The sequence below is a fragment of the Rhizobium sp. M10 genome (genome assembly GCF_002531955.1).
GTDB classification, from domain to species: domain Bacteria; phylum Pseudomonadota; class Alphaproteobacteria; order Rhizobiales; family Rhizobiaceae; genus Rhizobium; species Rhizobium etli_C.
This window is the reverse complement of the sequence record NZ_NWTA01000006.1, coordinates 37965-62358: the sequence shown is the minus strand read 5'-3', so window position 1 is coordinate 62358 and position 24394 is coordinate 37965. Positions and strand designations below refer to the sequence as shown.

The window sequence follows — 24394 nt, the reverse complement described above, 5'->3', positions numbered from 1 at the left end:
TATGCTACCTCCTTCGCCGTATCAGGACATCGACCGCGGCAACGCCGCGCCCTTCGGGAAGAACCATCAGAGGATTAATGTCCAGTTCCTCCAGGCATGACGCGTTCTTTACGACATAATCTGCCGCTGCTGAGATAACGGCGACCGCCGCTTCGACGTCGCCTCTTGGCCGTCCGCGATAGCCATTGAGCAATTTCGCGAGTTTGAGGCGCGAAATCGCCGTGCGAATCTCGGTTTTCGTTGCCGGAAGCGGCAAAATGACCGAGTCCTCAAGCAATTCAACGAAGATTCCGCCCGCTCCCAAGGTCAACGACAATCCGAAGACCGGGTCGCGGACGGCGCCGACAATGAGCTCGGCGACCGGCGGATCGATCATTTTTTCGACGAGATAACCGGCATTCGGCGGCATTTCCGCCGCCGCTTTCGACACGGCTTCAATATCCCATAGGTTGAGCGCCACAGCTCCGGCCTCGGTCTTATGCGCAATGCCGAGGCCCTTCAATACGACAGGGAACCCGAGCCGCTCGGCCTGTTCGGCGGCTTCACGTGGAGAAAAAGCCTGCAGTCCCCGGGGAACAGGGAGACCGCAGGCTGCAAGCTCCGCCTTCGCATCTGCTTCCGTCAGCGTCTCGATCTCACCGTCTGAGGACGGCACATCGAGCAATGGCGGGGGAGGCGGGGCTTGCCAGGCTTGACCGATGCCGGCTGCGACTTCCGCCGCGATGATGGCTTCGTCGATGCCTGAGAAAGCGGCGATGCCATTGGCCATCAGCCGCTTGGCGATCGGTTCCGGCATGTTCTCCGGAAGGGTCGCGAGAAGGCCGGCCAGCGCACCGGTGGCAGAGGACGCGGCGATAACCGCATCCGCCGTCATGACCCATTCGGACGCATCGCAGCGGTCGCCGCGCGGAAAGTCGAGGACGACGAGATTGAGAGCATAACCGCCTTCGAACATGGCGCTGAAGGCTTCGGTCTGGCGAGCGACATCACCCCAGACAAAGGTGTGGTAGTCGAGCGGGTTGGAAAGCGTCACCATCTCGCCAAGCACCCGCCGCAGACGTGGCAGTTGTTGCGGCTGCAGCGCAGGGAATTCGACATTGCGGCCGACGGCGGCGTCCGCCATCAGCGAAGCCTCGCCGCCCGAGCAACTCATCGACGAGATCGAATGGCTCGCGAGCGGGCCGGCGACATGCAGAAGCTTCAGGGTTTCCAGCAGCGCCGGCAGGGTCTGGACACGGCCGATGCCGAGGCGGGCGAGCACGGCATCCGCGACCGCATCGCTGCCGGCAAGTGAGGCGGTATGCGACACCGCCGCCCGTTTTGCCTGCTCCGACCGGCCGACCTTCAGCACGACCACAGGCTTCCTCGACTGCCGGGCGATGGCAGCAAGCCGTTCGAGGGAAGCGAGATCGCCGAAACCTTCGACGTGAAGGCCGATCACCGTCACACGCGGATCGTCGATCAGCGCGCAGGCGACATCGGCAAGCGATGTCTGCGCCTGGTTGCCTGCCGTGACCATATAGGCGATCGGCAGGCCGCGGGTCTGCATGGTCAGGTTGATGGCGATATTGGAGGACTGGGTGAGGATCGCGACGCCTTTTTCGATTCGGCGCATGCCGTGCTGGTCGGGCCAGAGCAACGCACCGTCGAGCCCGTTGATCAGCCCGTAGCAGTTCGGCCCGAGGATCGGCATGCCGCCGGCTGCCGAAAGCAGGGCCTGCTGCAGTTCGGCGCCATCGGCAAGCTCCGCCATGGCCTCGCTGAAGCCGGACGCATAACAGACCGCACCGCCGGCGCCGGCCTCTGAAAGGCCGCGCACGATCTCGACGGTCAGCATCCTGTTGACGCCGACAAAGGCAGCGTCCGGCGCCGAAGGCAGATCGGCGACGGAGCGATAGCAGCGCCGCCCGAGCACCTCGTCCAATTTGGGATGAACGGGCCAGATCTTGCCGGCAAAGCCCATGCGGTCGCACTGCTCGATTACCCGGCGCGCCTCGCGGCCGCCGAAGACGGCGATCGTTTGCGGTCTGAGCAGGCGGTCGAGCGGGCTAGACGTCATCGGCTCAGGCTCCCAAAGGCCGGAGCAGGTCGCGGCTGATGATATGCCGCTGAATTTCCGAGGTGCCATCCCAGATGCGCTCGACGCGCGCATCGCGCCAGAAGCGGGCGAGCGGCAGGTCGTCCATCAGGCCCATGCCGCCGTAGATCTGGATCGCCTCGTCCGTCACGCGGGCCAGCATTTCCGAGGCGTAGAGCTTGGCAGAAGCGATCTGCCGGTCGGCGGCTAGGCCGGCGTCGAGCCGCCAAGCGGCTGAAAGCGTCAGCCACTCGGCCGCGTCGATCTCGGTGATCATATCGGCAAGCTTGAACGACACGCCCTGATTGGCGCCGATCGGCCTGCCGAACTGCCTGCGCTCGGCGGCATAGGGCAGGGCCATCTCGAAAACCCGCCGCGCCCGGCCGACGCAGGTGGCGGCAACCGTCAGCCGCGTGCCGTAGAGCCATTGATTGGCGATATCGAAGCCGCGATGCACCTCGCCCAGCACCTGGGCCTGGGGGATCCGGCAATCGGTAAAGCTGAGGGTCGAGTTATGGTAGCCGCGATGCGAAACGGAATCGTAGCCTTTCAGGATCTCGAATCCCGGCGTGCCGCGATCGACGAGAAAGGCAGTGATCTTCTTCTTGATGCCCTTCGGCGTTTCCTCCTCGCCCGTTGCGGCAAAGACGATGACGAAATCGGCGACATCGGCATGCGAGATGAAGTGTTTCGTGCCGTTGAGGACGAAGTCGCCGCCGTCGCGGCGGGCGGCGCATTTCATGCCGCGCATATCGGAACCGGCGTCCGGCTCGGTGATGGCGAGCGCGTCGATCTTGTCGCCGCGCACCGCCGGCAGCAAATAGCGCTCGCGCTGCTCGCCCTCGCAGGCCATCAGGATGCCGGAAGGCCGGCCGAAAAAGACCGTCAGGCCCAGCGAGCCGCGCCCGAGTTCCCGCTCGACCAGCGTGAAGGTGACATGGTCGAGGCCGGCGCCGCCGACCTCCTCGGGGAAATTGCAGGCGTAGAAGCCGAGATCGATGCACTTGCGCTGGATCTCGCGCCCAAGCTCCGGCGGGACGATGCCGGTCCGCTCGACCTCGTTCTCATGCGGATAGATCTCGGTCTCGACGAAGGCGCGGACCGTCTCGACGATCATTTCCTGTTCCTGGCTGAGACCGAAATCCATACCGTCCTCCTACCGTTTCTGGCCGACGTGACGGCCAGCGCCCTCGGGCAGCGCCAGTTCCGCATGGGACGCGGCAAGCGCCTTTACCCTGTCGAGCACCGCGGCCGGCGCCGCCACCGCCTTGCCCGCCTTGCTGTCGACATGCAGCAGCATCTGCTCGGCGGTTGCGATGAGCTCGCCCGTCGCCGTGTCGTGCAGGGTGTGGAAGACATGCAGCCGTTTCTCGTCGGCGGTCAGGACCTGGCAGGCCGAATGGATCGCCTGCCCGAGCTTCGCCTCGCCGAGATGGCGGATATGGCTTTCCACCGTGTAATAGCTGTGCCCCGCCTCGACATAGGCAAGGTCGACGCCAACAAGGCGCAGCAGCGCATCGGACGTATCGCCGAACACCTGAAGATAGCGGTGCTCGGTCATATGGCCGTTATAGTCGACCCAGGCCGGGCTCACCTTGGTTTCGACAAGCCACAGCGGCTTCGAAGGATCGGCCGGCATGGTCTCGCCGCCACCGCGCACCCAGAGCGATTGCTCAAAATCCTTCAGCAGCTTGCCGGCGCCCCAGCCCTTGCCGCCATCGCCGCCCTTCAGCGCCTGCAGGATGCCGACGAGATTTTCGTCGCGTATGCGCTCAAGCTGGCGGATCGAAAGGCCCGCCGCCTGTTCGTCGGATTGCCGGCCGATCTTTTCGATCAGCGCATCGTCGAGATCGACGACATCGGTGAGCTTGGTCCATGGCCAGGCGAGGCAGGGACCGAACTGGGCGAGGAAATGGCGCATGCCGGCCTCGCCGCCGGCGATGCGGTAGGTCTGGAACAGGCCCATCTGCGCCCATCTCAGGCCGAAGGAATAGCGAATGACGTCGTCGAGCGTCTCGACGGTGCAGATATCGTCGTGAATGAGCCAGAGCGCCTCGCGCCAGAGCGCTTCGAGCAGCCGGTCGCCGACGAAGGCCTCGATCTCCTTGGCGATATGGACGCCCTTCATGCCGATCGGCGGCAGTCTTTCCATCGCCGCCCGGATGGTTGCCGCCGACGTCTTCTCGCCACCGACGATTTCGACGAGCGGCAGCAGGTAGACCGGATTATAGGGGTGAGCGACGAAGAGGCGTTCGGGATGCTTCATGTCGCGCTGCAGATCGGTCGGCAGCAGGCCCGAGGTGGAGGAACCGATCAGCGCATCCTGATGCGCCGCGGCATCGATCTCGGTCAGGACACGGCGCTTGAGATCGAGCCTTTCCGGCACGCTTTCCTGGATCCAGTCGGCGTCCGTGACGGCTTCCGCCAGCGTCTCGCAGAAACGGAGCCTGCCGCGCGGCGGCAGCGGCGCGCCGGTCAACATGGCATAGGCTTTTTCGGCATTGGCGATCACCTCGCCGACGATGCGGCCTGCTTCCGGATGCGGGTCGAACACGTCGACGTCGATGCCGGCCAGCAGGAAACGGGCGATCCATCCGCCGCCGATGACGCCGCCGCCGATACAGGCCGCCTTGCTGATCTTGGTCATGATATCCTCAGCGCTTCGTCAGCTTCAGCTTGTTGCGCACATCTTCCGGTCCGATGATCCGCGCCCCCATGCCTTCCACCACCTGCACGGCCTTTTCGACGAGCTGCGCATTGGTGGCGAGCTGTCCTTTGCCGACGAAGAGATTGTCCTCCAGGCCGACGCGCACATTGCCGCCGGCGAGAACCGCCGCGGCCGGATAGGCCATGGCGTTGCGGCCGATCGAAAAAGCCGAGAAGGTCCAGCTCTCAGGCACATTGTTGACCATCGCCATGAAGGTGTTGAGATCGTCGGGCGCGCCCCAGGGAATGCCCATGCAGAGTTGGATCAGCACCGGATCTTCGATCAGGCCTTCCTCGGCAAGCTGCTTGGCGAACCAGAGATGACCGGTGTCGAAGGCTTCGATCTCCGGCCGCACGCCGAGATCCGTCATCTTTTTCGCCATCGCCCGCAGCATGGCCGGCGTGTTGGTCATGACATAGTCGCCGAGGTTGAAGTTCATCGTGCCGCAGTCGAGCGTGCAGATCTCCGGCAGGCATTCGGCGACATGGCTGACGCGCTCGCTGGCACCCGCCATATCAGTGCCTTTCGGATTGAGGGGCAGGGGGCTTTCGACATCCCCGAAGATCAGGTCCCCGCCCATGCCGGCCGTGAGATTGAGGACGACGTCGATATCCGCCGAGCGGATGCGCTCGGTGACTTCCCTGTAGAGATCGTTGCGGCGGCTGGCGGCCCCCGTTTCCGGATCGCGGACATGGCAGTGAACAACGGCCGCCCCAGCCTTGGCGGCGTCGATCGCGGAATCCGCGATCTGCTTGGGAGTAATGGGAACATGGCTGGATTTGGAAACCGTATCGCCGGCGCCGGTGACAGCGCAGGTGATGAAGACATCGCGGTTCATCGCTAGAGGCATGATTTTGTTCTCCCCGTCTTGTCAGGCATTACGCGACAGGTTTGCCGACGATGCTTTGCATTTTCGGTGCCATTCGATACATTATCGGAAACGGGAGATGGGCTTTGCTGCAGCGATCGACGGAACGGCTCGATATCGATCTTCTCGTCCTGCCGGAGACGAACCTGATTCTGATCGCGTCGGTCATCGAGCCGCTGCGCGGCGCCAACCGCATCGCCGGCAGCGAACTCTATCGCTGGCGGCTCTTGACGCCGGACGGAGCGCCGGTCCCGACCACCAGCCATATCGCCATCCCGGCTGAGGGCACTTTCCGGGCGACGACAGAGGAGACGCCGCTGTTCGTGCTGGCCAGTTACAACTGGCGTCGCGGCGCCACGCCGGCGCTGAAGATGCAGCTCTCGCAGGCAGCCCGCTACCGCACCATCATTGCCGGCATCGAGTCCGGCACGTGGCTGCTCGCCGAAGCAAGCCTGCTCGACGGACTACCGGCGACCGTCCACTGGGAAGACTACGAGGATTTCGCCCTGGCCTATCCCGAGGTGAGGGCCGTCAAGGATCGTTTCGTCATCGACGGCAAGCGGCTGACAACATCAGGTTCGCTGCCGACCGTTGACCTGATGCTGGAGGTGATCCGGCAGCGGCAGGGTTATTCGCTGGCGCTCGAAGTCAGCCGGCTGTTCCGTTACGAGCAGCCTTCCTTCCACGCCGACGAAATGCTTTCCGCCGCGTCGGCGGGACTGCGCCTGCATGACCCTCGCGTGACGCAGGCGGTGCATCTGATGGAAGAGCATATCGAGCAGCCGCTGGTTTTGGCCCGGCTCGCCCGCAGGGTCGGCGTCAGCGCCCGCCATCTGCAGGACCTCTTCCAGCAGAGCATCGGCGCGCCGCCGCATGTGCATTATCTGGCGCTGCGTCTGAACACGGCCCGCCGCAAGGTGATCGAGACGACGGCCTCCTTTGCCGACATCGCGGCGGCGACAGGCTTCAATTCGGCCTCGGCCTTTGCGAGAAGCTACCGGGCGAGTTTTTCTGAAAGCCCGTCGGAGACGCGGCGCCGCTTGCACCGCCGCGTCATATCATCGGCACCGACATAGGCTGGAATGCGTCCCGCAGCATTTCGGCCAATTCCCGCACGGCCTCGCTGGAGCGGAAACTATTGCGGCGCAGCACGACCTTTGAGGAATCGACCGGCGGAAAGCCATCCTCGGCGGTCAATTCGCGGCAGCCGGGCGGAATGCTGCTGCGGGAAAGCGTCGTGACGGCAAGGCCGGCGATCACGGCATTCTTCAGCCCCGAACCGGTATCGGCGATGAAAGCGATCCGGTAGCTGCGGCCGATCTGCTCCAGCGAGCGCAGCGCAAAGTCGCGTGACCAGGTGGAATTGCGATAGGTCGCAACCGGCAGGGGATCGATCTCGTGCAGCCGATGCACCATCGACGTGACCCAGACGGTCGGATCGACGCAGAGAACCTCCCCCTTGTTCTGATCGCTCCAGTCGAAGACGACGGCGAGATCGAGTTCGTCCCGTTCCAGGGCGGCGAGGTTGCGGACCGTGTAATCGCAGGAGATGGTGACTTCGACTGCCGGATGGCGAACCGCGAAAGCCGCAAGCGCTGCCGGCAGCACCGTCTGGCTGTATTCCTCGGGGATTCCGACGCGCACCGGCCCGTCGAGCGGCTTGCTGCGGATCGTCGCGGCCGCCTCGTTCAGGAGATCGATGACCCTGCGGGCATAGGGCACGAGTTGGATGCCCTGGCGCGTCAGCAGCACGCCGCGGGCGCCGCGCTCAAAAAGGTTTTCGCCGATTGCCGCCTCGAGCCTCTTGATCTGGGTGCTGACGGCAGATTGCGTCCGCCCGATGCGCTGGGCGGCCGCCGAAAAGTTCGACGTCTCGGCGACAACAAGGAAGGTTCTGAGAAGGTCGCTTTCGATCGGTTCTTGCATGGCAGCCATAGAAAAAATCGATGATAGCTATCACTACTATTCATTTGTCTGATGTCAATTCGTGGCGCAGAAATGAGCTGCGTTCGACTTCCTTCTTTGAGAATCTCTGCGTGACCATTGAAAATCCGACTGCACGCCTCGCAGGCAGCGAGCACGAGAAGGGGGTGCTTCTCATCGTTGCCGCGACGCTCGCCTGGAGTGCGAGCGGCGTTTACTCGCGGCTCCTTACGACCGATGTATGGACGGCGATCGCCTGGCGGTCGCTGTTCGGCGGCCTGTTCCTGCTGATCCCCTGCCTTTTCCTCGAAGGGGGCATCTCGCGGCGGCAATGGCGTTCCGTCTTCCATCCGTCCGGTCTTGCGATGATCGCATGCCAGACCTTCAGTCAGGGATGCTTCATCGGGGCGCTCTACATGACCACCGTCGCCAATGTGACGATGATCTATGCGACGACGCCCTTCATCGCGGCTCTGTTCGGCTGGCTCATCCTCGGAGAGAGGGTCGCCAGGCGGACGATGATTGCCGGCGCCGTGTCCCTCTTCGGCGTCGGCGTCATCGTCGCCTCGTCGATCGGCGGCGGCACCGGCTGGGGCGACCTCTTGGCGCTCGGCATGACCGCGTCCTTCGCGCTCGTCATCATCATTCCGCGCATCGATCCCGGCGCGCCGAGCCTGCCACCGACCGTCGTCAGCGCCTTCCTGACCCTCGTCATTTTCGCGCCGTTCGGTTCGGTCGGCTCGCTCGACCTGCACAACTGGGTTGTCCTTGCCGCCTTTGGCGCCACCAATTTCTCGCTGGCGCTGGTGCTTTTCCTCGCCGGGGCAAAGCGGATGCCGCCGGCGGAAGCCGCGTTGATCGGCACGATGGAAATCGTGCTGACGCCCTTCTGGGTCTGGCTGCTGTTTTCAGAACAGCCGCCCGTCGCCACTTATTTCGGCGGCGCGATCATCCTCGGCGCTGTGTTCTGGCATACCGCGGTCGACTTCAACCGAGGCCGGCGGTCTTACGACGGCTAATGCAGGTCGCCCGGAAGTGTGCCGCGGTTCCGGGACAACGACATGCATAAAAACAAAGAGCTAAAGGGCGTCGCGTGAATCAAATTTGATGCGACGCGCTTTGGGGCAATTCCAGCAAAAGCGCGTAGCGGTTTGCCGGGAAAAGCGCGAAGCCCATCCTCCGGTGCACCGGAACAACCGTTTTGCGCTGGTCCTGTTCACGTTTGCCGAGGCGGGTGACCTGCCAACTGCCGTGGCAGGCCGCTTCGTCGCGGCGAATGCCAGCCTTACAGCGTCATGGCCTTTTAGCCAAAGAACGCACGAAGCTGAGCGAAAAACCCGTTTGGTCTGGGATCTGCGATCCTTCGCACGCGGCGAGCGACTGCTGCCGCGCTGACGCTTTCACCAAAATGACAGAAGCAGACAAGCTCGTGCAACTGTTCGTCGCTGAGTTCGAAGAACCGTTTGGCTTCTCCATAGCTGTCATTTTCCATTCCGGCCGCCCGCAGAATGGGATCAGCGAACGCAACGGAGATCGGGGTGTCGTCACCCCGCAGGGCAAGCCGATCTGCGATCGGCTGATACTCTGTCTCGTGAAGCGTCTTCAAAAACGGTCTGGGGCTGCGTTCGAGACATTCGGCCCAGCGTTCAATGCGTTCGCGCCGTGTCAGTTCAAGGGGCTTTATGCTCGTGCTGATCTTCGCAACTGTTTTCAGCTGCTCCAGTGCATACTGTTCCATTCCGGCCTCCTATCTTCGGAAAAATAGACGGTCCGCTCCCAAAAACAGCGTGGCTCAGGACGCAGCCGATGTCCAATCACGATTGGAAACGGCATCTGCCGCTGGCCGAACAGATTTGATTACCGCAGGAGATGACGACTTTGCCGATTGTCGTCTTGAGGGGCACCCGTGTCGTTTTTTCGGGCTCTGTTTTTCGTCAGGCATGGTTTTCTTGTCACGTTCACGGCGCTGCCGCGCAAGCGAGCGACATGAAGCATGGCAGGCCGCCGGCGCGCCGCCACGGTGGTAAAGGACTGAAATCCTCAGGGATGACCGGATAGTTATCCGGAAAGATATCCAGATGGATCGAAAGGAGGTTCTGTAGCCCTAAATCATCTCTTTTCGCAGCAGATCTACGGATTGCGGCGGGCGATGACGAGAGCGGCACGACAGGCCAGCCCTATCGTACTCACTCTCTCCTCGATCCAGTCTGTCCCCGCCTATATGCGAAATTCGAACATCGCCCGATGCGGCGTGTGAATACCGGACTGCAGAGGAGGCAGGCCGGAGGAAAGCATTGCCATCGGCTGCATCGGCTGCAGATCGAGGCACTCAACAAATGGGAGGAATCCATGAGCAAGAATAGAGGCGTCGTCTATCTGAGGCCGGGCAAGGTCGAAGTTCGCGACATCGACGACCCGAAGCTGGAAGCGCCCGACGGCCGCCGCATCGAACACGGCGTCATTCTGAAAGTGATCTCGACCAACATCTGCGGCTCCGACCAGCACATGGTCCGCGGCCGCACGACGGCGATGCCGGGCTTGGTCCTCGGTCACGAAATCACCGGCGAGATCATCGAGAAAGGGATCGACGTCGAGATGCTCGACATCGGCGATATCGTCTCGGTACCGTTCAATGTCGCTTGCGGCCGCTGCCGCTGCTGCAAATCCCAGGACACCGGCGTCTGCCTGACCGTGAACCCGGCGCGCGCCGGTGGCGCTTACGGCTATGTCGACATGGGCGGCTGGATCGGCGGCCAGGCACGCTATGTCACGATCCCCTATGCCGATTTCAACCTGCTGAAAATCCCGGATCGCGACAAGGCAATGGCGAAGATCCGCGATCTCACCATGCTCTCCGATATTCTGCCGACCGGCTTTCATGGCGCAGTGCGCGCCGGCGTCGGCGTCGGCTCGACCGTCTACATCGCCGGCGCCGGCCCCGTCGGTCTTGCGGCTGCGGCTTCGGCTCGCATCCTCGGCGCCGCCGTCGTCATGATCGGTGATTTCAACAAGGACCGCCTGGCGCATGCGGCCAAGGTCGGTTTCGAACCGATCGACCTCTCCAAGAGCGATCGTCTCGGCGACATGATCGCTGAGGTCGTCGGCAGCAACGAGGTGGACAGCGCCATCGACGCGGTCGGCTTCGAGGCACGCGGCCATTCGGGCGGCGAACAGCCGGCGATCGTGCTCAACCAGATGATGGAGATCACCCGCGCCGCAGGCTCGATCGGCATTCCCGGCCTCTACGTCACCGAGGATCCCGGCGCCGTCGACAACGCCGCCAAACACGGCAATCTTTCGCTTCGCTTCGGTCTCGGCTGGGCCAAGGCGCAATCCTTCCATACCGGCCAGACGCCGGTGCTCCAATATAATCGCCAGCTCATGCAGGCGATCCTCCACGACCGCTTGCCGATCGCCGACATCGTCAACGCCAAGGTCATCCCGCTCGACGAAGCCGTCCAGGGATATGAGAGCTTCGACCACGGCGCGGCGACGAAATTTGTTCTCGACCCGCATGGAGAGGTCGCGAAAGCCGCCTGACGACAAAGCATCTCGCGCTAAAGTGCGCAGCCGCGCGCTTTAGCTCAAAACGGAGATGGCCGGGAAGACCCGGCCATCTCGCAGCAGTCACACGAAAATTCTGTTGCCGGCTACTGGATGCTGAACGGGAAATACTTGGCATTGATCATGTCATAAGTCCCGTCTTCCTTGATCGTCTTCAACGCCTCGTTCAGGCGTGCAAGGCGCTCCTTGTCGTCCAGACGCACCGCAATCCCGGCACCTTCGCCAAAAAAAGTGACGTCGACCAGATCCGGCCCTTTGAACGCGCAGCAGGTTCCCGCCTTCGTATTGGCGATCCAGTCGTAAATGGCGAGCTTATCCTCCAGGATAATGTCGACGCGCCCATCCGACAGGCCTTTGTACAATTCCGGCGACGACCGGAACACCGTCTTTTTCATGTCGGGATAGAAATGGTTGGCATAAGATTCCTGCGCCGTCGACGAGGTCACTCCGAGTTTTTTGTCATTGAGGGCGGCGGGACTGACGTCAGTGATCGGCGAATCTTTCCGCGCGATGAACACTGACGGGCTGTTGTAGTATTTCTCGGTGAAAGCGACCTTCTGGCGTCGCTCCAGGCTCATCGACATCGATGAAATGATCGCGTCGTATTTTTCGGCAACGAGATCGGGGATCATGTCGTCCCACTTCTCGATGATGAATTGGCATTCGAACTTACCGGTCTCGCAAAGGGCATTGGCAATATCGATGTCGAAACCCTGAAGTTTGTTATTCGCATCGAGATAGTTGAAGGGCGGAAACGCACCTTCGACGGCAACTCTCATCGGCATTCGCTCTTGCGCGGCCACCGGCAGCGGCGAGACCGCCGCCAAAACGACACCCACCCCGCCCACCATCAGCGCGCCGCGCAATAAAGTCTGAATGGATATTCGCAACATCGCCGGAACCCCCTGGGCGTGATCGATCTCGCCCTATAGTGCGCCGCAGCCTTTAATTCTACGTGAACGCTTATTTGTTAGCGTCGACGAATGCGCCCGTATCGTGGTGTCCAGGGGTCCAGGCTTGCACATCGTAGTTCCATCCAGCTCCAACACGTTCCAGAAGTCCTGGATCGCCTCGGGAAGAATTCTCTTTCTGATCGCCATCAGCGGGCTCGGAGCGATTGGACTCGTCGTGCTATCGGCGCTCTGGGCAGGAGCCGAAAGCGACGCTGCGGCCCTTGATCGCCAGCGTCAGCTGGTGAATGCGCGCCTGCGCGAACAGGTCGATCAGGTCGCCCATGTCATCGGTCAGTTCGGCAACGGCTATCTCGCCCGCGTTTATCCCGCGTCCCGATCGGCAGGTGTTTCCTCCAGCCTCGATACGATTCTGACCGCGGCGGCCGGCAGCGCTATCAGCGAAACCGCAATGTCCGCCTTCGGATACGATCAGGCCTTTGTCGTCGACGAGAAGGCTCAGCTGAGCATGCTGACCGACGCGAAGACGGAAAAACGCTATCGCTGGATGAAGCCTCTGTTTTTGCCGCTCCTCAGGGATAGCCGTCTTACGGCACGCCACAGTCCGACTTTCAGCGACCGAACGCCATCCTCGCTGGAAAGCCGTCGGGCGAGCGCGGTTCGCCCCAACCATGCGCTGGCCAATCTGATGCGGCTGGAAGGCCGGCCGACGATCGTCGGCATCGTCGCCATCAACGAAGCTCCCGATGGACAGCCGCAGCCGATGCGGCAATTCCTGATCGTCGTGCGGTTTCTCGATGGTGCGGCCCTCGACGAGTTGAGCCGGCAGCAGGGCCTCAACGGCGCGCGCTTTGCCCGCACGGCCGATGCCGACGAAAATGAGGTCGCGTTCCAAATCGACGCGACGGCAAATGGTGAACCGATCGGCTTCATCGTATGGCGGCCCGATCTTCCAGGTTCACGGGTGATCGGCCGATTGATGCCGGCGCTTTCGATAGCCGCCCTGGTGATCGCCGTGCTGTTTTCGGTGCTGCTCGTGCGGCTGCGGAGCAGTCTCGGCGAATTGAAGAGAAGCGAGTTGCATGCAAGGCAGCTTGCCTTGCATGACGTGCTGACCGACCTTCCCAACCGCGCCCTGTTCGCCATACGGTTCGAGGAGTGCCTGACCGATACGCGGCATTCGACCGAGCGCTCGGCCGTCGCACTTCTCGACCTCGACCGCTTCAAAGCGGTGAACGACACGTTCGGCCATGCCGCCGGTGATGAACTCATCAGGATGGCCGCGGAACGGATCCGTTCCGTCCTTCGTCCTGATGATACGCTCGCCCGGCTCGGGGGTGACGAATTTGCCCTGCTTCTCCGGGACATCAAGGATGACGATCAAATCCTGCTGTCCATATGCGACGCGATCGTTGCCGAACTTGGCAGGCCCTTCCCGCTTCTGAGGGGCGAAGCGGTCGCCCGGGTCGGCGGCTCGATCGGCGTCACCATCGTCCCGGATGCCGGGCGAAATGCCGATGACGTCATGCGTTATGCCGACGTCGCGCTTTACGAGGCAAAGATGGGCGGGAGAGGCCAGTGGCGCGTCTATTCCCCGTCCATGGACGGCGGCAGAAATGCGCGCGACATTCTCAAGAACGAATTGCGCGAAGTTCTGGCCAAAGGCACGGCCCCCTCCGCTGGCAATCCCCAACCCGGCCCGGGCGGCAGCAAGCCGGATTTCGGATCGCTTGAGGTCTATTACCAGACGGTGCATCGCGCCGAGGGCGGATATTCGGCTTCCGGCGCGGAGGCTCTCGTGCGCTGGCGTCACAGTCAGCGCGGACTGCTCACCCCTGCGAGCTTCATCCCCGCAGCCGAAGAGGGCGGCCTCATCGACGCCCTCGGTTTCTGGGTCTTGCGTGAAGCCTGCCGGGCCGCCTGCACATGGCCTGAAGACACCTTCGTGGCGGTCAACGTGTCGCCGGCCCAGCTGAGAAGACCAAATTTCGCCGAGGAAGTCTTCGCCGTGCTCGAAGAGACCGGCCTGCCGCCATCCCGCCTCGAGCTCGAGCTCACCGAGTCCTCGCTCATCGAGGATAATTCGGATGTCTATACGGTACTGAAATCACTGCGCAGCCGGGGCATTCAGATTTCCCTCGATGATTTCGGGACCGGCTTCTCATGCCTCAGCCATCTGGTGCGTTTCGACATCGACCGCATCAAGATCGATCGTTCCTTCGTCTCGCAGCTCGGCGCAAAAGCCAATGGAGCGGCCATCATCGGCGCGATCGTCACCCTCAGCCGCAATCTCGGCATCTCGACGACGGCAGAAGGGGTTGAAACCGAATATCAACGCGACTTTCTGACCGCCCTCGGCTGCACCGATCTCCAAGGCTATTTCTTCTCCAAACCGGTTCCTCTCCGCGAACTCGACGGCTTCGCCAAATCGGAGAGCGGCGCCGGATCACGGACGATCACTTCGGGCGCCATTGCCTAAAAGCGCGTCGCGATCTTTCAGATTCGCTTCCCTTAGATCTTGTTTTACACGCGACATGCTTGAGAGCCTTTGATCTTCCACCACCCGGGAACTTTCGTTCCGGGCAGCGGTTGACGCCCGAAGATGAAGGGAGGATCTGATGGGTGGGATCGGCGAGTGGCGGCACCTTTGCGTCGACATGCAGCGCATGTTTGCCGAAGACACCCCATGGCACGTGCCCTGGATGGTTCGGATCTCTCCACAGATCGAGGAGCTTGCCGGCCGGCATCCGTCCCGGACGATTTTTACCCGCTTCGTGCCGCCCCAGCATCCGGATGCGATGCCGGGAAAATGGCGCGACTATTACCAGAAATGGTGGATGATGACGGGCGAGCACCTCCCGCCCGAGCTCGTCGATCTGGCTTCCTCGCTGGCCTCGCTTGTTCCGCCGGCGCGATATTTCGACAAACGCACCTATTCGCCCTGGATCGACGGCCGCCTCCATAAGATTCTTCAGTCGGAGCGGGTCGATACCCTTGTGATCACCGGCGGGGAAACGGATGTCTGCGTGCTCGCCACCACCCTTGGCGCCATCGATCTTGCCTATCGCGTCATCGTGCTGAAGGACGCCGTCTGCAGCAGCGCCGACGACACTTATGACGCGTCGCTGGAACTGCTGCACGATCGATTTTCCGTCCAGCTGGAACTCATGGAGACGGAAGAGTTCTTGAGCGGCCTCGGCTGATCGTAGGGCGAGGATGAGATGGAGCAGTTGTTCCTAGCGGGTCTTCTGCGGATTTTGGCTACCGGTTCGCACCTCGGCCTCTGCCGCTTCCAGAGCGGCGCTGAACAGCTGGAGCGCGAACTCTTTTGCTGCCTTTTCGTCGTCTGCACAGAGCTTCAATGGCGCGCACTTCTCCTTCAGATTGCGAATGAGCTTTCGGCGAAGCCTGAACACCAGATGCGGATCCGTTTTTGCGAGAAGCTCCTGCAGGCAGGTGACGGCAACCACTTCGAACATCAAAAGCCTGCCTTCGACTTCGCCTTGCGAAGGAATGGGAAAACGCTCACCGCCCCGCTTTAAATCTCGCTCTGTCGAAAGCATCTAAGCCTCCAAACCGATGATAGGCCTCCGCTCGCTGAAATTCCATATCGCAAGTCCACGGCCACTCTTATGTGAAGAAGCAGCTTACAAGCTGTAAATCGGTCTCGCATTGACGAAGGTCAAGCAAGGGTGGGGCTGTTCGGCCCACGAACCGGGAAAAGCTCTAGTCGATGGCAAAAGCGGCGCGGCCTGACAATTTCCGGACAAGGATTCCAAAGAAGATGTGCGGAGATTCGGCGAGCACCGGAAGCTCTTTCGGCTTGAGCGAACCGACTTCCCACCAGTCCGAGTGCTTCTGCAACATTTCCCAGGCGTGGACGCGTTCGCTGCGCCAGATTTCCGTATCGGGAAACTCCTCAAACTTTCCTTCGGCGATGACGCTCGTCCAGCCTCTGCCCACGCGCTGATCCACCTGCAAGCAGACCTTGTCGTTTTCCCGCATCCATTCCAGTTTGCGGCCGGGCATCGAAAAACAGTATGCGACGCCTTTTTCGTAAGAGAAATAGATCGGCACGACATATGGTTGGCCGTCTTTGCAGCAGGCCAGATGCCCAAATCGTCCTTCTTCCAATATGGCATAGCATTCAGCCAGCGTGAATTCCCGTAAACCCAATGACATGAGACGCTCCTCTCGACTGATCGAGGAGTCACTGTAGGCCGACGCTCATTTCGCGCATTGATAAAGAGCAATTTCGCCTTGGATCGATCATGCCCGGCTGAGGGCTTAAGCCATCGAAGACGTGACAGGAGGGGCCATGCTCAGCATGAGACGGCGGCGCTCCTTCTCCAGCCTTACGAGGAACGCCTCTCATCCGCCAGGCGAGCACAGGTCGCGCAGTAGGGCGTGTAGGGAATAGCATCCAGTCGGGCGGTCTCGATGGGGGCGAGACAGGTAACACAGCGTCCGAACGTCCCGTGTTTCAGACGCTCAAGGGCTGCGTCAATCAGCTGGATTTGCGCACCCGCCTCCCTTCGCATTTCCATCAGCACCTGATCATTCTCGAGCTGGGTAACGCGATCTTCGCTATCCGGGTCCAGCGCGGTGCCGAGATCGGCGTCGATCGCCGACATCCGGCGTTGCAGGTCCGCTTTCGCGGTTTTCAGTTTGTCTTCCAGATCTTCGTGTTTCATCGATCGCATCCCGGGAACGGCGGCCCATGCCGGCCTCTGCCAGTCCATTCAACCGACCGACGGTCGGTTATCGAACAGTGGTGGTCACGCTACGGCCGTCGGGGAATGCTGCATTGATCCGCGTCAATGCGTGCTTGCGAGACGTTCGATTTGAGGCATGTCAATGCGCAATTCCGACAGAGCGCCAGAGTATGGCTATCAGACACCCACTCTCTGCTGTGGAGTACACCATGAAACGCCATATCTTTCTTCCACTCCTCACCTATCCGGATGCGACATCGGAATTAATGGTCGCCAACGCCGTCGCCCTTGCGCGTCACATGCAGGCGACGCTGACCGTCTGTGCGGTCGAGATTACCATTCCCCACGTCTCCAATGCGCTGTCTTCGCTGATCATCGATGCGGCACAGATGGCGCGGGAGGCCGGAGCGCTGAGCCGCAAGCGCGCTTCGGTGCTGACGCAGAAGGCAGTGGACGAGGCAAAGGCAGCTTCCGTCGACCTGCGTACGCGCGAAATCAAGGTTGAGGAGCCCTTCGTCGTCGAAGCGCTGGCAGAAGCCTCGCGCGCCTACGATCTCGTGCTTCTGGAACTGGCGGCACTGTCCCGTCCGATCGTCGAGGCGGTGCTGTTCGGATCCGGTCGGCCGCTCATCCTTTATCCCCCGGCGCCTTTCGGCGGCCGGATGGATCACATCGCCATCGCCTGGGACGGCAGCCGCGCCGCAGCGCGGGCGACCCACGACGCCTCGGCCTTCCTGGAGCGGGCATCCAAGGTCTTCCTGCTCTCCGTCATCGACGAGAAGCCCGTGACATCAGAGACGGGCGATTATCTCATCGAGAATATGCTCAAGAGCGGCGTGAAGGCCGAGGCATCACGGCTGCGCGCCCGCGGCGAGCCGGTCGGAGAAGTATTGCAGAGCAAGGCCTTCGAAATGCGGGCGGACCTTCTCGTCATGGGCGGCTTCGGCCATTCGCGCCTGCGTGAATTCGTGCTCGGCGGCGCCACGCGGGCCGTGCTGACCAACATCACACTGCCTGTCCTGCTGTCGCATTGAGGCTCCGGGTGCGCTGTTCGAGAACCGGCTTCGGAACTGCCGGCTCCCGGATCGCATTGTCGATGCCGGTAAGGCCGCGGAACCGATCACAGAGGCCGGCGAAGCCAAGGCGCTGGCGGAACGGTCGAGGCGCATCCGCTGACAATGGCGTGGCGTGGCGTGCATGACGTCAAAGATGAGCTGCGGCGCCGACATAAATGGCGAACATCCGCCGCAGTCTTGCCGGCATGCGAACGTCCCCGCGGCTCTCCCTCTAGGAAGAGCCGCGGACTGCGGGCAGGCTATGCGGCGGACTGCTCCGCCGCTGCGGATGCCTGTCCTGCGATATCGAGCACCATCCGGCCCTCGATCGTTCCCGCCTTAAGGCCGGCGAAAATATCGTTGACGTCGTCGAGCGGCGCCTTGGCGATCTCGGCCCGGATCCGGCCGTCCGTGGCGAAGGCAAGCGCTTCGTCGAGGTCGCGGCGCGTTCCGACGATCGAGCCGCGGACTGTGATGCGCTTCAGCACGACATCGAAGATCGGTGTCGGAAAATTGCCCGGCGGCAAACCGACGAGGCTGACGGTGCCCTTGCGACGCACCATGCCGAGAGCCTGGGAGAAGGCCGGTGGCGAGACGGCGGTGACAAGGACGCCATGCGCGCCGCCGCTCGTCGCCTTCAGCACCGTCTCCACCGTATCCTCGGAAAGCGCGTTCAGCGCGAGATCGGCACCGACGTGGCGGGCGAGTTCGAGCTTGGCGGCGGCGATATCAAGGGCGATGACCTTAAGACCCATGGCCTTGGCATATTGGATCGCGACATGGCCGAGGCCGCCGACGCCTGAAATCGCCACCCACTCACCGGGCCGAGCCTCGGTTTCCTTCAGTCCCTTGTAAGTCGTCACGCCGGCGCAGAGGATCGGCGCGATCTCGGCGAAATCGACACGAGCGGGCAGGCGGGCGGCAAAGGCGGCCGAGGCGATGACATATTCGGCAAAGCCGCCGTTGCAGCTGTAGCCGGTATTGTGCTGGTGCTCGCAAAGCGTTTCCCAGCCGGTTTCGCAATATTCGCAGCGCAGGCAGGCATCATGCAGCCAGGCGACGCCGACAGCATCGCCTTCCTTGAATTCGGTGACGCCGGGACCGAGAGCGGCGACAATGCCGGCTGCTTCGTGCCCGGGGATGAATGGAGGCATCGGCTTGACCGGCCAATCGCCCTCTGCGGCATGCAGATCGGTATGGCATACGCCACAGGCGACGACCTTCACCAGAATTTCACCCGGGCCTGGGACAGGCACTGGCACGCATTCGATTGCGAGCGGCTTGCCGAATTCGCGCACCACCGCCGCCTTCATCATCTTGCTCGGCATGATCTTTATCCCTTCACCATGTTTGTCCGGCACGGATGATGCAGGGCGCGTGCGCCTCGCACATTGACCCATCGCAAAGAAAAAGGCGGAAGATCGGGCCGGGTCGTGCCCGAGCTTGACGTCGATCAAAGCGTGCTCCGCCTTCGGGGATCATTCTGCCCGTATCCCGCATCCGATAGCGAGAAGAGGATAGGATCATGCCATTCAAAACCATATTGAATATTATCGGCGTCAATCAGGGTGCCGACGACATCCGTTCGGCTGTCGAACTTTGCCGGCAGGCGGAGGCCCATCTTTCCGTGCTGGTGGTTTCGCTTATCTCTCCGCCGCCGATCGCCGGCTACGGAGAAATCGTCCTGAATTCCTGGCTGGAGGAGCGCCGGAGCGATGTCGCAAGGCTCGAAGAGCAGGCGGCGAAGATAGGGGCTCTGCTCGAGCCGCAGGGCATTTCCTTCGGCGTCGAGACACTCTATGCCGAACTTGGCTGGGCCGATACGCAGATCGGCGAACGGGCGCGTTATGCGGATCTGGTGCTGATCGGCAGCCGTGCCCGCAGCGACGAGGCCCTCGGCCGATCCGCCCTGGAAGGTGCGCTTTTCCAATCGCCGGCGCCGGTCTTCCTAACGCCGGCGGGCCATGCGTCAACGCTCGAACCGCGCAGCGTCATGATCGCCTGGGATTCGCGGGACGAGGCAGGGCGCGCGATCCGTGCGGCGATGGAACTGCTGGTCCAGGCCGACACGGTCGATATCGCCATTGTCGATCCGCAGGCCTCGACCAATGCCAACGGCGAGGAACCGGGCGCCGATATCGCCGCCTATCTCGCACGACATGGTATCAGGGCAACCGTCCAGGTGCTGGCGAGCGGCGGTCGGCCGGTGGGCGAGGTGCTATGCCGTCATGCCCGCGACATCGGCGCCGAGATGATCGTCATGGGCGCTTACCGCCACTCGCGCATGCGCGAGCGCATCTTCGGCGGGGTCACCCGCTCTATGCTCGAGAACGCCGACCGTCCGCTCTTCCTCGCGCATTGAATGCGCAATATGCTCCGGATTGGGTCACAGCCATCCCCGGCGTTTCCGGGGAAGTGGCGCCGCAGATGAGGAGGAGCTGATGAAGGCAATGATCCTCGAAGCGACCGGGTCACCTCTTCATCCGGTCGAGCGGCCCGATCCCGTGCCGGGAAAGGGAGAATTGATGCTGAGGGTGGAGGCCTGCGCCGTCTGCAGGACGGATCTCCACGTCTGCGACGGCGACCTTGCCAGCCCGAAGCTTCCGCTCGTTCCCGGCCATGAAATCGTCGGCATCGTCGAAACGGTCGGGCAGGGGGTCTCTGCGTTGCGGATCGGACAAAGGGTCGGCGTGGCCTGGCTCGGCCATACGTGCGGCGGCTGCTCCTTCTGCCGCAACGGAGAGGAGAACCTTTGCGACCAGCCGCAATTTACCGGCTATACGCGCGACGGCGGTTTCGCCACGCATGTCGTTGCGGATGCCGATTATGCCTTCGCGCTGGACGAGCAGGCCGATCCCGTCGCGCTTGCGCCGCTGCTCTGCGCCGGCCTTATAGGATGGCGTTCATTGAAGAAAGCCGGCGACGGCATGAGGATCGGGCTGTACGGGTTCGGCGCGGCCGCTCATATCATCGCCCAGGTCTGCCGCTGGCAGGGCCGCGACGTCTACGCGTTTTCGAGGGCAGGCGATGATGCGGCACGGCGTTTCGCCCTCAGCCTCGGCGCGGTCTGGGCGGGAGGCTCTGACGAGCGTCCGCCCGTCACGCTCGATGCAGCCATCATCTTCGCTCCGGTCGGAGCGCTCGTGCCGGCCGCCTTGAAGGCGGTGCGAAAGGGAGGCAGGGTCGTCTGCGGAGGCATTCATATGAGCGATATCCCAGAGATGCCCTATGCCTTGATCTGGGGCGAGCGAAGCGTGGTTTCGGTGGCAAATCTCACCCGTGGCGACGCGGAGGAATTCTTTCCCGTTGCCCGTCAGGCAGGCGTCAGAACCCACACGACCGTCTATCCGCTTGCCGACGCCAACCGGGCGCTCGACGATCTGCGCACCGGCCGGTTGAGCGGAGCGGCCGTGCTGACGCCGTAAAGGCAAACCGTCTTCGCGCGAATAGAGCATCATCGCGGCTCCTCGCCCGCCTGCGCCTGCGGATCGGCCGGACATCCAGGACGTCAATCCCGCCGCAGCGTCTTGCCGGATTCCGCATCGAACAGATGAAGCTTGCCCGGCCGGGCCGCTATCGTCACGACCTGCCCCGGCTCGAAATCGTGACGTTCGGACAGCACCGCGACAAGCTCGCCGGAGCCGTAGCGCAGAAACACCATCGTCTCATGGCCGGTGGGTTCGGTGACGTTGACGGTCGTTTCCAGGCCGCCCGGGCTGAGGGACAGATGTTCGGGCCGCACGCCGAGAAGCACGGCCTGTCCATCGGACGCCTCCGGCGTGAAGCCGAGCGCAATCTGGTCGCCGGTCTCGGTGACGAAGACCGCACCATCGGCCTTGTAGCGGCCTTTCAGCAGATTCATCGACGGCGAGCCGATGAAGGTCGCCACGAACGTATTGCGCGGACGATCGTAGAGTTCCAGGGGCGTTCCGGTCTGCTCGATCTTGCCGCCCTGCATGACCACGATCTTGTCGGCCATGGTCATCGCCTCGACCTGGTCATGGGTGACATAGATCGTCGTGGTTCTCAGCCGCTGGTGGAGCTCCTTGATCTCCTTGCGCATCTGCACACGCAGCTTGGCGTCGAGGTTCGACAGGGGCTCGTCGAACAGGAAGACCTGCGGCGACCTGACGATGGCGCGTCCCATCGCAACGCGTTGCCGCTGGCCGCCGGAAAGCTGGCGCGGATAGCGGTCAAGATAGGGCACGAGGTCGAGGGTTTCGGCCGCCGCCTGCAGCCGTTGTTTGATGACATCGGCCGGCTGCTTCTGCAGGCGCAGCGCAAAGACCATGTTTTCGGCAACCGTCTTGTGCGGATAGAGCGCGTAGCTCTGGAAGACCATCGCAATGTCGCGGTCCTTCGGCGGCAGATTGTTGACGACCTTTCCGCCGATCGAGATGGTGCCGCCGGTGATGCTTTCGAGACCGGCGACCATGCGCAGCAAGGTCGACTTGCCGCAGCCGGACGGGCCGACCAGCACCACAAACTCGCCGTCGCGAATTTCGATATCGACGCCGTGCAGGATATTTAAGGCGCCGTAGGCCTTGCGCGCCTCCGAAATATTGACCTCAGCCATATGCCTCCCAATCGCTTTCCGGCCACCCCAGGGGCGGTCCCAAGGGATATGCGTCGCTTGACAATATCCACGGCATTGGGCTCGAGGCAACCGCGTTCTGCCGCTGCCCGAGAGACCGTGAGACCTCCTCCATGAAACGTTTCATTTATTATTGACTTTTGTCGCTTGCCGTCTAATGCTCGATGGCGAGACCGAGAGGAGCGGTTTCAAGCAAGAATTATGAAACGTTTCATTTTCTTGCTTACCAGATAGTTCTGCACGAGACCAGTCCCAAAAATCGGACCGGAACCAGTTCGGAAAGACCGGCTGGCGGCAGCCCAACGAAGCGTGGAGGAGGAATACATGAAAGTCGAAATATACGATGCACTGATGCGCCGTCAGGCAAGCCGCCGCGACGTTTTGCGCGGAACGGCGAGTGCAGCAGCACTGCTCGGCCTGTCCGGCGCGGTCGGCGGAATTCCCGGGATGGCGTTCGCTGCCGATGATCTGCGCGCCCAGATCCTGCAGATACCGGGGGTCGGCAAGGGCTCGCCGACGGATGCAGACTGGCAGAAGGTCGGCGAACTCTGCCTCGGCCCGACCAAGACCAATGTCAAGCAGGGCGAATTCGCCGGTGTCGAGTTGACCTTCATGGGGCTCAACAACCAGAATCTGCACAACTTCCTGTTCCGCGGCTTTCTGAAGCCTTGGGAAGCCTATACCGGCGCCAAGATCAACTGGATCGACCTTGCGCAAGCCGACTACAATGCCCGCCTTCAGCAGTCGATCGCGACCGGCACTGTCGATTTCGACATTCTCGAAATGGGCGCCCCCTTCGAAGGCGACACAGCCGGACGCGGGCTTCTGGACGAGATGCCCGACTGGGCGGCAAAGCAGATCGAAGCCGACGACCTGGTGAGCTACCTGAAGCCCCCGGTCGGCACCTGGGACGGCAAGACCTATCGCGTGACGATCGACGGCGACTGCCACACCTTCGCCTACCGCAAGGATTACTTCGGCGAGGGCTCGATCAGCGGCATGGCCGAACCGCCGAAGACCTGGCAGGAGGTCAACGCAGCATCCAAGGCGCTGATCGGCAAAACCGATCCGCTGACCGGCCAGCCGGCCTACGGCTATCTCGATCCGCTGAAGGGCTGGGGCGGTTTCGGCTTCTATTTCATCGAGAACCGCGCGACCGCCTATGCCAAATATCCGGGCGACCCGGCCTGGCTGTTCGATCCTGACAACATGAAGCCGCTGGTCAATAATCCCGCATGGGTCCAGGCGATCCAGGACGTCTTGGATCTGATCGCGGCCAAGGCCTATCCGGCCGATCAGATCAATGCCGATCCCGGTACCACGGCCTTCTCGCAGTTCCTGGCCGGCACCGGCGCAATGCTGATGTGGTGGGGCGACGTCGGCTCCGGCGCGCGCACCTCGGACACCTCGGTCGTCGGCGACGTGGTCGGCTTCGGCATCAACCGCGGCTCCGACCGCGTCTACAACCGCAAGACCGGTCAATGGGAAGACAAGTATAACGAAGCGCCCAACATGGCCTATATCGGCTGGGGCATCTACGTCACCAAGCAGGTCTCCAGCGACGAGAAGAAGCGCAAGGCGGCCTGGTCCGCTGCCGCCCATCTCGGCGGCAAGGATCTGTCGCTGTGGACGTCGGCCTATCCCTCCGGCTTCCAGCCCTACCGTCAGTCGAACTTCAACTACGACGAATGGGAAAAGGCAGGCTACGACCGCGCCTATATCGAGGACTATCTCGGTTCGAACGCCGACAGCTACAACCATCCGAACGCCGCGATCGAACCACGCATCCCCGGCATCTTCCAGTATTACTCCGTCGCCGAGGACGAATTGGCGAAGGGTTTTGCCGGACAGTACAAGTCGGCGCAGGAAACCGCCGATGCGATTGCAGCCGCCTGGGAAAAGATCACCGACCAGATCGGCCGCGACAGCCAGCTGAAACTCTATCGGGCGAGCCTCGGGCTCTGACCCTCTGACCAAACG

At 62.3% G+C, this 24394-nt stretch carries 21 protein-coding genes; 9 read left to right on the top strand and 12 right to left on the bottom strand.

Translation table 11 applies throughout. The features are described 5' to 3' along the window. Window positions 1-4 precede the first annotated feature (4 nt). Genes CO671_RS11740 through CO671_RS11725 form a run of 4 tightly spaced genes read right to left on the bottom strand, consistent with a single transcriptional unit; the run spans window position 5 to window position 5634 of the window. Window positions 5-2059, bottom strand: coding sequence for an acetate--CoA ligase family protein (locus CO671_RS11740; protein WP_097606059.1), 2055 nt, complete (start codon window positions 2057-2059; stop codon window positions 5-7). 4 nt (window positions 2060-2063) lie between these two features. Continuing rightward, on the bottom strand, window positions 2064-3224 hold the full coding sequence (locus CO671_RS11735) for an acyl-CoA dehydrogenase family protein (protein ID WP_097606058.1): 1161 nt from the start codon (window positions 3222-3224) through the stop codon (window positions 2064-2066). Window positions 3225-3233: 9 nt separating this feature from the next. Further along, window positions 3234-4724: a carnitine 3-dehydrogenase gene (locus tag CO671_RS11730; RefSeq protein WP_097606057.1), complete on the bottom strand. Its 1491-nt coding sequence runs from the start codon at window positions 4722-4724 to the stop codon at window positions 3234-3236. Between the two features lie 7 nt (window positions 4725-4731). Beyond that, window positions 4732-5634 carry a 3-keto-5-aminohexanoate cleavage protein gene (locus CO671_RS11725; protein WP_097606056.1) on the bottom strand — a complete coding sequence of 301 codons (903 nt, stop codon included), beginning with the start codon at window positions 5632-5634 and terminating at the stop codon, window positions 4732-4734. 104 nt (window positions 5635-5738) lie between these two features. Here CO671_RS11725 and CO671_RS11720 point away from each other — a divergent pair, with 104 nt between their 5' ends. Next, on the top strand, window positions 5739-6728 hold the full coding sequence (locus tag CO671_RS11720) for a GlxA family transcriptional regulator (RefSeq protein WP_097606055.1): 990 nt from the start codon (window positions 5739-5741) through the stop codon (window positions 6726-6728). On the opposite strand, the gene CO671_RS11715 is transcribed toward CO671_RS11720, so the two are convergent. Next, window positions 6706-7578, bottom strand: coding sequence for a LysR substrate-binding domain-containing protein (locus tag CO671_RS11715; protein WP_097606301.1), 873 nt, complete (start codon window positions 7576-7578; stop codon window positions 6706-6708). The genes CO671_RS11720 and CO671_RS11715 overlap by 23 nt on opposite strands. Window positions 7579-7688: 110 nt before the next feature. On the opposite strand from CO671_RS11715, the gene CO671_RS11710 reads away from it, so the two are divergent. After that, window positions 7689-8594: an EamA family transporter gene (locus CO671_RS11710; protein ID WP_097606300.1), complete on the top strand. Its 906-nt coding sequence runs from the start codon at window positions 7689-7691 to the stop codon at window positions 8592-8594. 284 nt (window positions 8595-8878) lie between these two features. Here the strand turns inward: CO671_RS11710 and CO671_RS11705 are convergent, their stop codons facing one another. Continuing rightward, a complete protein-coding gene (locus tag CO671_RS11705) occupies window positions 8879-9313 on the bottom strand; it encodes a hypothetical protein (RefSeq protein ID WP_097606054.1) in 435 nt (144 codons plus the stop codon). A gap of 611 nt (window positions 9314-9924) precedes the next feature. Here CO671_RS11705 and fdhA point away from each other — a divergent pair. Further along, on the top strand, window positions 9925-11115 hold the full coding sequence (fdhA, locus tag CO671_RS11700) for a formaldehyde dehydrogenase, glutathione-independent (RefSeq protein WP_097606299.1): 1191 nt from the start codon (window positions 9925-9927) through the stop codon (window positions 11113-11115). A gap of 110 nt (window positions 11116-11225) precedes the next feature. On the opposite strand, the gene CO671_RS11695 is transcribed toward fdhA, so the two are convergent. Beyond that, window positions 11226-12032, bottom strand: coding sequence for a transporter substrate-binding domain-containing protein (locus CO671_RS11695; RefSeq protein ID WP_097606053.1), 807 nt, complete (start codon window positions 12030-12032; stop codon window positions 11226-11228). Window positions 12033-12156: 124 nt separating this feature from the next. Here CO671_RS11695 and CO671_RS11690 point away from each other — a divergent pair, with 124 nt between their 5' ends. Beyond that, a complete protein-coding gene (locus CO671_RS11690) occupies window positions 12157-14529 on the top strand; it encodes an EAL domain-containing protein (protein ID WP_097606052.1) in 2373 nt (790 codons plus the stop codon). 139 nt (window positions 14530-14668) lie between these two features. After that, entirely contained in the window at window positions 14669-15253 is a 585-nt protein-coding gene (locus CO671_RS11685; RefSeq protein ID WP_010029332.1) for an isochorismatase family cysteine hydrolase, read from the top strand. 33 nt (window positions 15254-15286) lie between these two features. Here CO671_RS11685 and CO671_RS11680 read toward each other — a convergent pair whose 3' ends face one another. The 3 genes from CO671_RS11680 to CO671_RS11670 all read right to left on the bottom strand — a co-directional run bounded on the left by CO671_RS11680 (window position 15287) and on the right by CO671_RS11670 (window position 16744). Beyond that, complete coding sequence (locus CO671_RS11680; RefSeq protein ID WP_097606051.1) at window positions 15287-15613, bottom strand: hypothetical protein; 327 nt, start codon at window positions 15611-15613, stop codon at window positions 15287-15289. 163 nt (window positions 15614-15776) lie between these two features. Beyond that, on the bottom strand, window positions 15777-16232 hold the full coding sequence (locus tag CO671_RS11675) for a pyridoxamine 5'-phosphate oxidase family protein (protein ID WP_097606050.1): 456 nt from the start codon (window positions 16230-16232) through the stop codon (window positions 15777-15779). Between the two features lie 173 nt (window positions 16233-16405). Beyond that, window positions 16406-16744, bottom strand: a complete 339-nt coding sequence (locus CO671_RS11670) for a TraR/DksA C4-type zinc finger protein (protein WP_097606298.1) — start codon at window positions 16742-16744, stop codon at window positions 16406-16408. 230 nt (window positions 16745-16974) lie between these two features. Between CO671_RS11670 and CO671_RS11665 the strand changes: the two genes are divergently transcribed. Next, window positions 16975-17799 carry a universal stress protein gene (locus CO671_RS11665; RefSeq protein WP_010031100.1) on the top strand — a complete coding sequence of 275 codons (825 nt, stop codon included), beginning with the start codon at window positions 16975-16977 and terminating at the stop codon, window positions 17797-17799. A 281-nt stretch (window positions 17800-18080) separates the two neighbouring features. On the opposite strand, the gene adhP is transcribed toward CO671_RS11665, so the two are convergent. Next, complete coding sequence (gene adhP, locus CO671_RS11660) at window positions 18081-19148, bottom strand: alcohol dehydrogenase AdhP (protein WP_170964968.1); 1068 nt, start codon at window positions 19146-19148, stop codon at window positions 18081-18083. A 197-nt stretch (window positions 19149-19345) separates the two neighbouring features. Between adhP and CO671_RS11655 the strand changes: the two genes are divergently transcribed. Together CO671_RS11655 and CO671_RS11650 are read left to right on the top strand one after the other, a co-directional pair. Beyond that, window positions 19346-20182 (top strand): universal stress protein, encoded by an 837-nt coding sequence (locus CO671_RS11655; RefSeq protein ID WP_097606049.1) that lies wholly within the window; start codon window positions 19346-19348, stop codon window positions 20180-20182. A 79-nt stretch (window positions 20183-20261) separates the two neighbouring features. Then, window positions 20262-21245: a zinc-dependent alcohol dehydrogenase family protein gene (locus tag CO671_RS11650; RefSeq protein WP_097606048.1), complete on the top strand. Its 984-nt coding sequence runs from the start codon at window positions 20262-20264 to the stop codon at window positions 21243-21245. 83 nt (window positions 21246-21328) lie between these two features. Here CO671_RS11650 and ugpC read toward each other — a convergent pair whose 3' ends face one another. Next, on the bottom strand, window positions 21329-22396 hold the full coding sequence (ugpC, locus tag CO671_RS11645; protein ID WP_097606047.1) for a sn-glycerol-3-phosphate ABC transporter ATP-binding protein UgpC: 1068 nt from the start codon (window positions 22394-22396) through the stop codon (window positions 21329-21331). A gap of 342 nt (window positions 22397-22738) precedes the next feature. Between ugpC and CO671_RS11640 the strand changes: the two genes are divergently transcribed. Continuing rightward, on the top strand, window positions 22739-24379 hold the full coding sequence (locus CO671_RS11640; protein ID WP_097606046.1) for an extracellular solute-binding protein: 1641 nt from the start codon (window positions 22739-22741) through the stop codon (window positions 24377-24379). The last annotated feature ends 15 nt before the right edge of the window (window positions 24380-24394 follow it).